We start from the raw sequence: 13,782 nt of genomic DNA, 5'->3' as shown, positions 1-13,782 counted from the left end.
GAAGACAAAGCTCAAAAATATTAGACGGCAGTTACCTTCAGGCTGATTGAATTACCTTTATTTTACAATCCTCTTGATTTCCGCATTGATCCTGTCTTTGTAAGTGTCGACGATCGCAAAGTCCATAGCAGCTATATAAATGCTCTCCAGTTCATCTCTTAATCCCTTAGCTTGAGCTAAATAAGAAATCGCCTGCTTCATCTTCTCTTGATAGCTTTGCGAATAATGCTTAATTTTTTCAGCAAAAATTTCATCTGTTCCCATCTCGATTATCGTCCCATATAAATCAATAATTTCATCCCCTTCACGGGATGGGAAATATTCATGGGGTGCCGTACTGTCAAAGATGGCAATCCCAAGCTCGCGAAAAATTAACATATCAAGACTATGTGGATCAAAACCGCAATGATAAATCTCCACATCAATGCCTTTTGACTCTGCTTCCGCTGCTAATTTCTTTAACATGGTTGATTTCCCAGAACCAGGTCGCCCTTTTATAAAAAAACGGCGGGCAATATCCTCAGTCAGATTTGGAACAAAATCCACGGCTCCTTCAGGGGTAGCTGCGCCTAGGAAACGATGCTTCACATCGGAGTGTTTATTTAACGCCGCATCGTTAAAAAATAAGTCTGCCAGCTTGTCAGTTAGTTTGTTAGCCTTTTCAAAATCCATGTTGCTAATATAAATTTTCTCCCAGTCATCATGAATTTTTAACGCTTCTTCAAACGTTTCATAAGCAGAACGGAAAGCTAATTGAATCCTACTGTTGAGATCGACGATTCTCTCTTTCTTTAAAGCTAGCCTTTCTGAATCCCACGCCTCACCAAGATTGACGTATTCTTCAACGACACCCGGCACTTTCGGTTCAATGATGTGGGGAGCCGTTCCATCGACAACTCCTATTTTAAGCTCTCGAATGATTACACCATCAATTGAATGAGGATCAGAGGAACAATGCAGAAATTCTAGATCAAACCCCTTTTCTAGCCATTTAGCTCCAATGTTTTTCATTAATGTTGATTTTCCAGTACCTGGACCACCTTTTAAAATAAATACTCTCTCTAGCCCTGCCAGGCACTCCTCAAATAAGCTGAAAAATCCGCGAGCCGTATTTCCACCTGCGAAGTAATGTTTGATCTTCCCAGCCACATAAACACATCCTTTTGATTTCTTCAGGATATTTATATGCAAAAGCAAAATAATGGGTGAGTGCCTATCTCAAAGCTTTATTCTTTAATGAGCGGAGCTAGCTTCGCCCCTGTTATCAATTGTAAATCACTTGCTTTCAGTTCCATCTGGATACCAATTTTCCCAGCACTCACAACGATCGTTTCAAGTGTAGACGCACTTTCGTGAATAAAGGTTGGATACGTTTTTTTCATCCCTACTGGCGAACAGCCGCCTCTAATATACCCTGTCCATTTTTGAATATCCTTCACGGCAATCATTTCAACCCTTTTCTCTCCCGTTGCCTTGGCAGCTTTTTTTAAATCAAGTTCCTCTGCTACAGGAATGATAAAGATATAGATTTCCTTGCTTGCTCCTTGGGTGACCAATGTTTTAAAAACGCTTGCTGGCTCTTTGCCAATCTTTCCGGCAACGGAAATGCCATCTATTTTCCCATCTTTGTTCTCATAGGTCAAAAGCTCATATGCAATTTTTTTCTTATCTAATATCCGCATGGCATTCGTTTTATTTACCTTCACTGCTATAACCTTCTTTTCTCCCATTTGCTTCTGTCATCTCAAGCTTCCAACAGCGACTTATGAATCCATATTGCCGCCTGCGAGCCCTCCCCTAACGCAATCGTTACTTGCTCGGAGTGTGCGACAACATCACCAGCCGCCCATACATGTTTAACATTGCTCATTTTCGTACGCGGATCAACCACAATATGTTTGTTCTCTAATAATTCTACACCAAGCTGCTTTGCTAGCTGAGATTTCACTTCATTCGCTCCAAAAGCAATGAACCCATGATTAGCTGTCAGCTTAACTCCATTTTGCAATACAACTCCTTGAAATTGCTCCCCCTCTACCAAACATTCCACAATCGGGCTTGCATAATAATCAATTTCTTCCTCCTGAAGCTTTTGAAGAAGCTTACCCTCTACCGGTCTTTGTTCATGATTAATATAGCTTAACTGTTTCGTCCAATAAGATAATGTTAAGGCCATATTAGCGCCAACATTTCCAGAACCAAGCACGAGCGCGATCTGATCCTTTATTTCATAGCCGTCACAATCCGGGCATACGTAAACACTTGAACCAAGACATGGAATTAACGAAGGCAAGGGTGGCAGTCGATCCATCACACCAGTGGCAAGCAAAAGCCTTTTTCCAAGGAAGCTATCGCCATTTTCAGTTCGAATATCGAAAACTTCTTCTTTCTTACTCACTGCCTCTACTTTACCAAGGACAAACTGTACTCCCAAACCTTCAGCTTGTTTCCTTCCGACCTTACGCAGATGCTCTCCGCTTACGCCATCTGGGTATCCTAATAGATTATGATACCTTCTACATAATGTAGAACGGCCAACCCCAGCATCAATGACCAGCACATGATGCCGGTATCTTCCCAATTGTATCGCTGCCTGCAAGCCTGCAATTCCTCCACCGATAATGACACAATCATATCTCAAGAAAAAATCTCCTTTCGGACAAGGTTACTTTATAGCTTCCCCGAGAGAAGATTGAATATGTCTACCTACATAACTCCTTTTTGCCGCTGCGTTTGCACCAAATCAGCATAGAAGCCATTTTGCTTCATAAGCTCCTGATCTGTTCCTTTTTCAATCACCATGCCAGCTTTTAATACAAGAATTAAATCGGCATGTTGGATCGTATTTAAGCGATGCGCAATGACAAATGTAGTTCTTCCCCGCATAAGCTTGCTCAAGGCTTCTGAAATTTTCATTTCCGTAATTGTATCAATGCTGCTTGTTGCTTCATCAAGAATAAGGAGACGAGGGTCGGCAAGCATCGCTCTTGCAATTGAAAGGAGCTGCTTTTGCCCCTGGCTTAAATCGCTTCCTTCTGAAGTTAATACCGTATCATAACCTTTCGAAAGCTTCATGATGAAATCATGGGCATTGGCCTGCTTCGCTGCCTCTTCTACCTCCTCATCCGTTGCATCAAGCTTCCCATAACGGATATTCTCTCTCACAGTTGTCCGAAACAGGACAGAATCCTGAAGAACGAAAGCCATATGTCTTCGCAAACTTTTTCTTGTGATATTTTTAATGTCCGTGCCATCGACATATATCGTTCCTTCATCAGCATCATAAAAACGAGACAATAAAGAAAGAACGGTTGTTTTCCCTGCACCAGTTGGACCAACGAGGGCCACCATTTGCCCTGGATAAACATGGAATGAAACGCTATTCAGTGTGGCTACTTCATTCTCATAGGAAAAAGAGACCTGATCAAAAACGATATCTCCTGTTAAAGTAGAAATTGATTTTGCCCGTTGTTCATTTTTTTCTTCACTCTCTTCATCCATAATTTGAAAAACCCGTTCCGCTCCCGCAACAGCAGAAAGAATCATATTAAATTGATTCGCCAAATCGTTTAAAGGGCGAGTAAATTGTCTCGAGTACGTCGTAAAAGTGACGATCACCCCGATCGAAACCGCCCCTTTTAGCGCTAAAATCCCTCCGATTCCAACAATGATCGTAAAGCTGATATTATTTAGCATGTTCATCAGCTTTGGGATGAAGCCCGAATAAGCTTGCGCCCAATAGCTGGACATTCGAAGAGCCTCATTTTTGCTCTCAAATTCAGCAATGACCCTTCTCTCCTGAGAATACATCTTTATTATTTTTTGACCAGAGATCGTTTCTTCAATAAAACCGTTCATATCTCCAATATTTCTTTGCTGAGCCTTGAAATATCTCCCTGTTCGTTTTGTAATCCATTTCATTCCAGCAAATAACACCGGGACAATCAGCAAAGTTAACACCGTTAATAAGGGACTTAGCCATAGCATCATTACGATCGTTCCCATTAACGTTAATGTACTTGTCACTACTTGAATAACAGCACCGTTAAGCGTTCTGCTGACATTCTCCATATCATTTGTTAAGCGGCTCATCAATTCTCCATGCTGACGCTTTTGAAAGAAAGAAAGCGGCAGTCTTTGGAGATGGGCAAATAATTGATTTCTCATAAAGAAAACGACATTTTGAGCTATGCCAATCATCCAATAGTTTTGGAAAAAGACAGCAACAGACTGAAGGAGATAGACAAGCATTAGCCAGATGAGCATATGCAGCAACTCACTTCCAGTCCAACCCGCGAGAACACCATCTACAGCAAGTCCCATTAAATAAGGACCTGCTAAGGAAAGAACAGAACTAATCATTATCATTGTCAAAACAAGAAGAAAGAGACCCTTTTCCTTTGCAAAATAACGCCACATTCTTCGTAAAGTACCGTTCATATTATGAGCTTTTTTACCCAACACAACCAGCCTCCTTTCCCTCTGACTGTGATGAATAAATCTTTTGATAATAGCTGTTTTCTCTTAAAAGATCGTGATGGCTTCCCTTTGCCACAAGCTCACCTTCATGAATAAGAAGAATCGAATCCGCTTCCTTTACGGAACTAACTTTTTGAGCTATAAGCAGAATAGTACAGGACTGTTTTTTTAACGTACTAAGAATGCTCGCTTCCGTGCGCGCATCCAACGCGCTTGTACTATCATCTAACAACAATATGCTAGGTTTTCTAACAAGGGCTCTCGCGATCGAAAGCCTCTGTTTCTGCCCACCGGAAAAATTAACTCCTCGCTGACCGATAAGAGTATCATAACCATCTGGCAACTTCATAATAAATTCGTGAATTTCCGCCTGTTTCGCTGCCTCCATCACTTCTTCTAAACTAGCATCCTCTTTTCCCCACAGAATATTCTCCTTGATCGTTCCAGAAAACAAATGGGCTTCTTGCGGAACTAAACCAATTTGTTGACGAAGATTTTCCACATTCCGCAATTTTATATTTTTTTGATCTATATAAATTCTTCCTGATGTTACCTCATATAATCTTGGAATCAACTGAAACAGCGACGATTTCCCAGATCCTGTTTCGCCGAGAATTCCAATTGTTTCTCCAGCTTTGACGGAAAAAGAAAGCCCCTTTAACACCAAGTCATCTCCATAGCGAAAAGAGACGTTATCAAAGTCAATCTCGCCGGCGATCTTTTCACAAACAGCAGACTGATGCTTCCCTTCCTCTGTTTCTTCCTCAAGAACATCCGTAATCCTTGACGAGGAAGCTTTCGCCCGAGAATAATTCATCATTAAAAAGGAAAATACCGTAAAGGAAAACATAATTCGTGTAGCATAATTAATAATGGCAACTATTTCCCCTGCTTGTGCAGTACCAATCCCCAGCTCCTTATGACCAAGCCAGAGCATGAGAAGCATCGCCCCATTCATTCCCAGCATCAAAATCGGCATCGTTAGCTCCATTATCCGCAATGCTTTTTTATTGTCCCCCATTAAAGAGGAATTCACTTCCTTGAAGCGCTTCTCTTCATATGTTTCTCTAGTAAACGCTTTTACTAGACGAATCCCTAATAAATTCTCACGAATGACACGATTCAATGAATCTAGTTTCCTTTGAACACGTTGAAATAGCACAACACCCTTTTTCAACAACCAAAGCGTAATCAACAACAAAACCGGTACAGTTATTAGCAAAATATGAGCAAGCTTTACATTCACCATATAAGCCATAATGATTCCGCCGATGATAAACAAAGGAGCTCTCAGCGCAATTCTTAGACCCATAAAAATAAAGTTTTGAATTTGCGTAACATCATTCGTTAATCTTGTAATCAATGAAGACGTTGGGAATTTTTGAAATTGCTGAAACGCAAATTCCTGCACCTTTTGAAAAAGCTCCTTACGTATACCATATCCCACTCCTTGACTGACCTGCGCCGCATAAAAAGAATTAATGATTCCGCCAATAAAGGCTAGCAAAGAGGTACCAAGCAACACACTTCCCCATAAATAGACGATGCTGAGGTCCCCAGCGACAATTCCATCATCAATGATAATGGCCATAATAACTGGCTGGTACAATTCTACCGCAAGCTCCAGGATAGTAAAAAAAAGGGCAATCAACATCGCTAATTTATATGGTTGAATAAATTTAAACAATAACTTCATCTGTCTTCCCCCGTACATTCTCGCTGTAAAAGAAACCCTATAAAAGGAATCCGCTAGCATCTTCGATTTACCAATTTTACCAAAAATTCATTATTTTCGATACCATTCGATTCCCTAAATTTTTATGAAAACAAAAAAGAGCTCTCCCTTTATAAAGAGATAAGCAAAAGAGAAGCCCATACCTCAAATCACAAAACGGAAAATTGCATTTACAGCGATAGATGTACGGCAGCGTTTAAAATTCTTGCTATTAAGCAACCATTCACCTGTAACCCTATTTAAAATATCCTGAAAAAATTAAACGACTCTCTTGATGTAAAGAAAATTCACATACCGGCTACGCACCCTTTTCTCTCTCGCCTCAGTATCTTTTTAAAAGCCACCGGAAACTCATTCACCACCTAACTAATTTTTTCCTTTCTGAATTCCAAATCTAGCATTAATTTGCCCTCGCAGCATTTGGTTACGAATTTTTGCATCCTCCTTTTTCTTATTTTTCAGCATCTCCTGCCTAATTTCATAAGTTCGTACACCTTCATCCCTCTTGTTGGCAATATCAATTAATCGTTCCACGTCCGAAAAAGAATACTTGCGATTCCCTCGTTCAGTTCTTTCTGGAAAGATAAGCTTTCTTTCTTCATAATATCTGATTTGCCTTTCCGATAAACCCGTCAACTCACTAACAACACCGATTGTAATAACCTTCCTATTCTTATATAAAGGGTCTTCCCTCATCCCTTCACCCCTCGATTTTTTTGTTTATTTCAATTATATACCGGCTTTCGAAAAACCTTTAGTATTATGTAAGATTTTCTTACATAAAAATAAAAACTCTGTAAGATTTTTTAACAAAACAAGTGATTTAATACGCGAATCTTCATACAATGTCTCTATACAGAAAGAAAATAGTTAAAAAAGAGGATGAAAAAGAGGTCATTGAGAAAACCAACGGAAAAATATAATGAAGGGTGAGCGCTCATGCCAGTACTGAGAAATGCGGTACGTAAGAGAAGAGAGTATGTTATATCAGTGTTAACGAGAATCGGAGCCTTCAGGCAAGAGGATCTTCAATTATTAACATTAACAGAGCTTGAAGTTGAATATAAAAAGCTAGTCAATAAAAAGAAGGGAGTAACCAAAAATGGCCAATAAAGAAGATGTCATTGATTTAGCTAAAAAAATTGTTGAATTAGATATATTACGGGATCAAATTTATGAGAACTTTGCCGAGGCTGCAGGAGCACGTGCTGATGAACTGCTTCGCAAAGTGCAGAACAGTCAAAAGGTGGTGTGAAATAAACAAATGTTAATTAGGAAAAGACAGTTTTTATGATAATTCCAGCTTGTCAACAAAAGGCATAGAGAAACCTTTTGTTGACTTTTGTCATTTAGGAACTGCCATAACTTCATAGATTTTCGCTTCAGACGCTTGCTTTCCGAGGATTGTTCTCAAAGCCTCCTCGTCGCTGGTGCTCCTGAGGGCTCTCGGGGTACGCTATTCCCACGGGGAGTCCGCTCCAGTCAACCAGCTGCATTCTTTTAAGCAAGTTACCGATCTTGTCCATTTATTTAATTTTTGCACTTCCCAGCCCACGCTTTTCTTTTGTATCAGCCAAATCTCTTTCAACTGATGCTTTACGACACATATTTATTTCTTCTATCTCTTTATGTGACGGGAGTGTTCAACTTCTCCTACATAGTCCCCAAATATGGTTTGTTTGATTTTCGATTATTTTTACTTTTTGCCAATAAAGGACCAATTGAAAATATACTGTCGATTTCCTACCTTCGCTATGGTATAGGATAATCTCTTCCCATGTGGGAAGAGATAGCAAGTTATGCTCATATTTACGCACACTTCCCTCCCTTTTTTTGGTCGAATATATAAGATGCGGACAAGGCAAAGAAAAAAGGTAACACTTGCAGGCAAACTAAAATCGGTTTTGCTGAAATAAGTATTTTTGCAATTGATCCAAGAGTTTTTCGAGTACCGCCTTCATACTAAAGAGAACCTTATTAGCCTTCTATAATACTGAATTCAAGATACCATCTTGCTCAAACTAGTTTCTATTTTTTTCTGCACCTAAAAGTGTTCACAATTGAATTTCTTTTTTTCACCTTTACAATGGTATAATTTATGTTTGTAGGATTGTTTATTTAACATTACTGCCACGAACAACGTTCAGTTGAAAACAGAAAGCTCGGAGTGAAAATGAATTTGGAATCAAAAAAATCATTGCCTATTTTATTTATCGTTATGTTCCTTGTCATGGTCGGATTTGGCATTATTATTCCCGTGCTACCTTTTTATGCGGAGAATATCGGGGCCTCGCCCACTGAACTAGGTTTATTGATGGCTGTCTACTCCATTATGCAGCTTCTATTTGCACCGATGTGGGGGCGTCTCTCCGATCGTATCGGTCGTAAACCAGTCATCATGATTGGCATATTAGGTTTGTCCATTTCTTTTTTTCTAATGGCTATTTCCGAACAGCTTTGGATGCTTTTCTTGGCTAGAATCCTCGGCGGTTTTCTATCTTCAGCTAATATGCCAACTGTCATGGCGTATGTAGCGGATATTACAACTGAAGAGGATAGAGGAAAAGGAATGGGAATCATCGGCGCAGCTACTGGGCTTGGGTTCATTTTTGGACCGGCTATCGGCGGCATCTTTTCTGAAATTGCCTTAAGTCTCCCATTCTTTATTGCTGGTGCCTCTTCGCTCTTTACTTTCTTTTTAGTCATCTTTGTCTTGAAAGAATCACTGCTTATTGAGAATCGCAGGATGAACTCAAAGCGAAAAGCTCCATGGAAAGAAGCGATTAAAAGCCCTGTTTCCACGCTCTTCTATTTACAACTTTTTGTCTCTATTTCACTTGCAGGATTAGAAGCAACTTTTGCCTATTTCGCAGCACAAAAAGCTGACTTAGATGCCGTAAAGCTTGGCTATATTTTCATGATTATGGGACTTGCTCAAGCATTTGTCCAAGGTGGGTTAATTGGAAGGATGACGAAAAAATTCGGAGAAGGATTCGTCATCCAACTCGGAATTATCATTTCTGGAATTGGCTTTGGCCTTATTCTCCTATCCAATTCATTTTGGACGTCCGCTCTTTATTTGACCATTTTCGGTATCGGGAATGGGTTAATCCGACCTGGAGTATCTTCACTGCTTACGAAGAAATCAGGCACTGGTCACGGAAGTACAACCGGGATGCTTTCCTCTTTTGATTCTCTTGGCAGAATCATTGGTCCACCTTTAGGTGGGTGGCTCTTTTCGATCTCCATCGGACTTCCCTTTGTGATCGGCATTGGTTTATCTGTTGTCGCGCTCTTTATGTTTTTCGTCTACACAAGCAAGCAAAAGAGCATCATTATGGAAGAACAGGGATAATCAAAAAAAGCTATGGGAGGAACCGTTTAGAACGACTTTTTCACATAGCTTTTTAAGTATCTTCCACGCCTTTTCGTCGGTAAATCTGTTGATTTTATGGTTAGTTCCAACCCTTATTCTTTTTATTCAAAATTTAGTGCCCTTCTAATGTCCTTTCTTTCAATAATGGGAAACCTACAGTATTAGTACTTTACTGATAACTGAAGTTTGTTAGACTTCGACTCTTGCATTATAATAATGGCTAGGGGGTGACCCAATGGCACGCGACCGCAAATTCTCCACAGAAGATTTATACCATGCCACAAAACAAATTTTGCTTGAGCAGGGCTATGATGGCTTTAATTTTGGCCTTTTAGCGGAAAAATTGAATATTTCAAGAGGAGCCATTTATAAATACTTTGATAATCGCGAGGAACTCATCGTCCACTTTATGCGACACGAAATGAAAATTTTTCTGACAGACTTAAAAGATGTTGAGCAATTTCCATCTTTTGACGAAAAATTAACGTTTTTATTAGAGCTTATTTTTAAAAATCCTGCTGTTCCAAGATTAATCGAAATTGGACAACGTCTTCCAATTCATGAGAATCTAAAAATGAAAGAAGATTTCTTCAAGTTGGAGGACCTTCGCCTTAAGATGTATCAGCAACTCCAAAAATTTATCGATCTCGGAAGACAGGAAAAAAAGCTGAATCCGTCGGTACCCGATACATTGATTCTAGGATTTATCTTCCAGTCCATTATGATCCCTAATCATTTTGAAATCCCTCAATCAAAATGGGTTCAATCCATAAAAGAGATCCTTTGTCATGGAATATTAAATCATCATTAATTGACAGACTTTAAAGATAATGATAAGTAACACAAGTGTTACTATCAATTTACCTAAAGTGACACTTGTGTTACTTTAGACAAGAAGGCTTCCTTATATGTCGGTTTTTGCTCATTTTCTCTCTGGACCTTTAAACTGTGCTTTAAGATATGGGAAACCAAAATTTCACACGAAATGAGCTCAAAAATGTTGATCAACAATACGGTTTAACAAAACATTTTAGAAAGGAAGAAAACAATGAAAACATTCATACAGGCCGTCACCAATCGCGTTACAACGAAAAAAGGTATGTGGATCACCTTAACCCTTTGGCTCATCGCTACGATTGCCTTGACTTTATTTGCACCGAGCGTACATGATCATCAAGTCTCAAACATAGATACTCTTCCTGATGACGCAAATTCCGTTGTCGCCCAAGAGAAAATAACACAGTATTTTAAAAATGGTGAAGGAGTACCCGCCATTTTCGTTTTCCAGTCAAAAAACAAAAGCGAGAATGTAAACCTTTCAGACCTGACTAACTTATTAGACATGATTGGAAACGAACAAATTCCCGGGCTCCAACAGATTGTACCGTTATCAGCTCTGCCTCCTCAAGCAACGGCTGAATTTTTTTCAGAGGATAAAACAACTGCCTTAATTCCTCTGACCTTTGATTCTTCTTTAGAGACAAAAGAAATGCAAAAGTCGATTGCACATATTAATCAAATCGTAAAGGATTCATCTGAGCTTACTCTTTATGTAACAGGACCAGCCGGAATTGCAGCTGATACCCTTGATTTATTTTCCCGTGCTGATTTAGTTCTGATCTTTTCAACAATCGGAATCATTTTAGTTTTATTAATCGTTATCTATCGTTCACCTTTATTAGCCTTAATCCCATTACTCGGAGCCGTGTTTGTCTATCAAATTGTGATACAGTCGCTTGGAATCATGGGCAAAGGCGGACTCGACATTAGCAGTCAAACGATCTCGATTATGTCGATTCTTTTGTTTGCCGCAGTAATTGATTATTCTTTATTTGTCTTCTCTCGTTACCGCGAGGAATTGAAAACCTATAACAACAAATATGACGCCATGCAGGCAGCCATGAAAGAAACAGGTATGCCCGTGTTCTTCTCGGGTGGAACCGTACTTGCCGCCATGCTTGTGTTATTTTTTGCACAATCAGGGGACTATCGTAACTTTGCCCCAACCTTTGCTACAACCATGGTCATTATCATGATTGCATCGATAACGTTAATCCCAGCTTTATTTACGTTATTTGGCAGAAAATCATTTTGGCCTAAAATCCCTAAAGTGGGTGAAACAAACACTCACTCACACTCTTTTTGGGGAAAAGTCAGCCAAATTGTGACAAATAAGCCAAAGCTCTCTGTGGCAGCTATTAGTCTCATTCTTCTTATCTCCGCCAGTAATATGTTCAACTTAAAATATGAATTCGACACAATGAAATCATTCCCAGACGATATGCCTTCGCGTCAGGGCTACGAAATTCTAGAAGATAAGTTCGAAAAAGGGGAGCTTGCACCAACAGCTGTTTTATTTGAATCAACGAGCCCATTAACAACCGAACAAATAGATGTATTAAAAAACATACTGGCGGAGCAAGAGCTTGTCAGCAATATCCGAGTCAATGGGATAACAGACGACAAGACGGCCGTTCATTATAACCTGACATTTGAAGGAAACCCCTATGCGATCAAGACGATGAACACTTTGGAAAAAATGATCGAGAAAAGCAACGAATTCATCTCTGACAGCCAATTAACAGGGAAGCTTTATTTTGCTGGTGAGACTGCGGCAAAAGTTGATGACAGAAAAATCAATGATCGCGATGTCATCCTCATTGTTTTGTTGGAAACCATTCTTATCTTTGTCATGCTCATCTTCTTAACAAAATCAGTGAAAATGCCGCTTTATATGATGGGCACTATTTTGATTTCCTTCCTTGCCGCTTTAGGACTCGGAACATTTTTGAGCAACCTATTGTTTGATATCAGTTCAATCAGCGATCGCGTCCCGCTTTATTCATTTGTCTTTTTAGTTGCATTAGGGATTGACTATAATATCATTCTTGTATCAAGGTTCCAAGAAGAACGAAAGAAGCATTCCGTTCGAGAAGCTGTAAAAATTGCGGTAGCCAACACAGGTGGGGTCATTTCATCAGCCGGGTTAATCCTTGCGGCAACTTTTGCCGTCTTAATGACCCAACCAATTGAACTTCTATTTGTTTTTGGCTTCATCGTTGCTGTCGGCATCTTATTGGATACGTTCTTGATTCGCGGGATATTATTACCTGGATTAATCGTATTGTTGGAGAAGGATAAAGCGAAAAGCAGACCATCTGAATTTTGAACAATAAACAAGGTCAACCTCCGTTTTCTAGTTGACCTTGTTATTACTACCTAGTTTTACTCAAAAAGCTTAATATATTGGCCGTATCCTTCTTCGAAAAGCCTATCTTTCGGAATAAATTTCAATGCGGCTGAGTTTATGCAATACCTCGCTCGGTCAGGCCCTGGGCCATCATCAAAGACATGACCGAGATGGGAATCGGAAGTTTTCGAGCGGACTTCAATTCTCCTCAAACCATGGGATGTATCCAACTTTTCTTCCAATTCCACGCGACGGATTGGCTTCGTAAAGCTGGGCCCGCCGCAGCCTGCATCATATTTGTCAAGGGAACTAAATAAAGGTTCTCCCGAAATAATATCAACATAGATTCCATCCTCTTCCAAATCCCAATATTCATTTTGAAACGGGGGCTCTGTCCCATTGTTTCTCGTCACTTCATACTGAATCGGGGTTAAGAGCTTGCGGAGCTCTTCAGCTGACGGACCCTTCTTCCAATTTTCACGAATAAATTGCCCACGCCCAGAACCCTCTTTATATAAATTATAATGAAATGGATTCTTTTTATAATAACCTTGATGCTTCTCTTCTGCTTGATAAAAAGGACTTGCTGGTAAAATAGCCGTGACGATAGGTTTGGAAAAACGTCCGCTAGCTTCAAGCTTTTCCTTCGATTTCTCCGCAGCAATTCTCTGTTTTTCATGATGGTAAAATATCGCAGTACGATAAGAAGAGCCACGATCGTTAAATTGACCTCCTTCATCGGTTGGATCGATTTGTTGCCAATAAATCTCTAGTAATTTTTCATAAGGCATTACCGTCGAATCGAAGGTAATTTGGACAGCTTCATAATGTCCTGTCGTTTCAGAGCACACTTCCTCATAGGTTGGATTCTCTTTATGGCCGCCTGTGTAGCCTGAGATCACGTCTTTAATTCCTGGGTGCTCGTCAAACGGAGAAACCATACACCAAAAACAGCCCCCTGCAAAGGTTGCCTTTTCCCAATGTTCCATCATACCCATCCTC

At 39.9% G+C, this 13,782-nt stretch carries 12 protein-coding genes; 5 read left to right on the top strand and 7 right to left on the bottom strand.

All coding sequences use genetic code 11. The annotated features are described in order from the left end of the window. Positions 1 to 57 precede the first annotated feature (57 nt). The 6 genes from FCJ93_RS12210 to FCJ93_RS12185 all read right to left on the bottom strand — a co-directional run bounded on the left by FCJ93_RS12210 (position 58) and on the right by FCJ93_RS12185 (position 6,910). Entirely contained in the window at positions 58 to 1,149 is a 1,092-nt protein-coding gene (locus FCJ93_RS12210; protein ID WP_137743802.1) for a PRK06851 family protein, read from the bottom strand. 77 nt (positions 1,150 to 1,226) lie between these two features. Beyond that, positions 1,227 to 1,706 carry a Cys-tRNA(Pro) deacylase gene (gene ybaK, locus FCJ93_RS12205; RefSeq protein WP_137743801.1) on the bottom strand — a complete coding sequence of 160 codons (480 nt, stop codon included), beginning with the start codon at positions 1,704 to 1,706 and terminating at the stop codon, positions 1,227 to 1,229. Positions 1,707 to 1,744: 38 nt separating this feature from the next. After that, complete coding sequence (locus tag FCJ93_RS12200) at positions 1,745 to 2,641, bottom strand: NAD(P)/FAD-dependent oxidoreductase (protein WP_095312443.1); 897 nt, start codon at positions 2,639 to 2,641, stop codon at positions 1,745 to 1,747. A gap of 65 nt (positions 2,642 to 2,706) precedes the next feature. Then, positions 2,707 to 4,440, bottom strand: a complete 1,734-nt coding sequence (locus FCJ93_RS12195; protein ID WP_137743820.1) for an ABC transporter ATP-binding protein — start codon at positions 4,438 to 4,440, stop codon at positions 2,707 to 2,709. Between the two features lie 13 nt (positions 4,441 to 4,453). Further along, on the bottom strand, positions 4,454 to 6,175 hold the full coding sequence (locus tag FCJ93_RS12190; protein ID WP_137743800.1) for an ABC transporter ATP-binding protein: 1,722 nt from the start codon (positions 6,173 to 6,175) through the stop codon (positions 4,454 to 4,456). A gap of 405 nt (positions 6,176 to 6,580) precedes the next feature. Continuing rightward, a complete protein-coding gene (locus tag FCJ93_RS12185) occupies positions 6,581 to 6,910 on the bottom strand; it encodes a MerR family transcriptional regulator (RefSeq protein ID WP_095312435.1) in 330 nt (109 codons plus the stop codon). Between the two features lie 243 nt (positions 6,911 to 7,153). On the opposite strand from FCJ93_RS12185, the gene fbpA reads away from it, so the two are divergent. The 5 genes from fbpA (at position 7,154) to FCJ93_RS12165 (ending at position 12,759) form a co-directional block, all read left to right on the top strand. Further along, positions 7,154 to 7,327 (top strand): Fur-regulated basic protein FbpA, encoded by a 174-nt coding sequence (gene fbpA, locus FCJ93_RS12180; RefSeq protein ID WP_137743799.1) that lies wholly within the window; start codon positions 7,154 to 7,156, stop codon positions 7,325 to 7,327. After that, positions 7,317 to 7,469 (top strand): hypothetical protein, encoded by a 153-nt coding sequence (locus tag FCJ93_RS24995; RefSeq protein WP_170211296.1) that lies wholly within the window; start codon positions 7,317 to 7,319, stop codon positions 7,467 to 7,469. Before fbpA ends, FCJ93_RS24995 begins: the two co-directional genes overlap by 11 nt. 924 nt (positions 7,470 to 8,393) lie before the next feature. Beyond that, positions 8,394 to 9,569, top strand: a complete 1,176-nt coding sequence (locus FCJ93_RS12175) for an MFS transporter (RefSeq protein WP_095312561.1) — start codon at positions 8,394 to 8,396, stop codon at positions 9,567 to 9,569. 256 nt (positions 9,570 to 9,825) lie between these two features. Then, positions 9,826 to 10,401, top strand: coding sequence for a TetR/AcrR family transcriptional regulator (locus FCJ93_RS12170; RefSeq protein ID WP_095312432.1), 576 nt, complete (start codon positions 9,826 to 9,828; stop codon positions 10,399 to 10,401). 237 nt (positions 10,402 to 10,638) lie between these two features. Then, positions 10,639 to 12,759 (top strand): MMPL family transporter, encoded by a 2,121-nt coding sequence (locus tag FCJ93_RS12165; protein WP_137743798.1) that lies wholly within the window; start codon positions 10,639 to 10,641, stop codon positions 12,757 to 12,759. A 56-nt stretch (positions 12,760 to 12,815) separates the two neighbouring features. Here FCJ93_RS12165 and msrA read toward each other — a convergent pair whose 3' ends face one another. Further along, positions 12,816 to 13,772: a peptide-methionine (S)-S-oxide reductase MsrA gene (gene msrA, locus FCJ93_RS12160; RefSeq protein WP_137743797.1), complete on the bottom strand. Its 957-nt coding sequence runs from the start codon at positions 13,770 to 13,772 to the stop codon at positions 12,816 to 12,818. Positions 13,773 to 13,782 lie beyond the last annotated feature (10 nt).

This window comes from Robertmurraya siralis, assembly GCF_005502275.1.
In the GTDB taxonomy this organism is placed as follows: Bacteria; Bacillota; Bacilli; order Bacillales; family Cytobacillaceae; genus Robertmurraya; species Robertmurraya siralis.
This window is presented reverse-complemented; position numbering and strand designations above follow the sequence as displayed.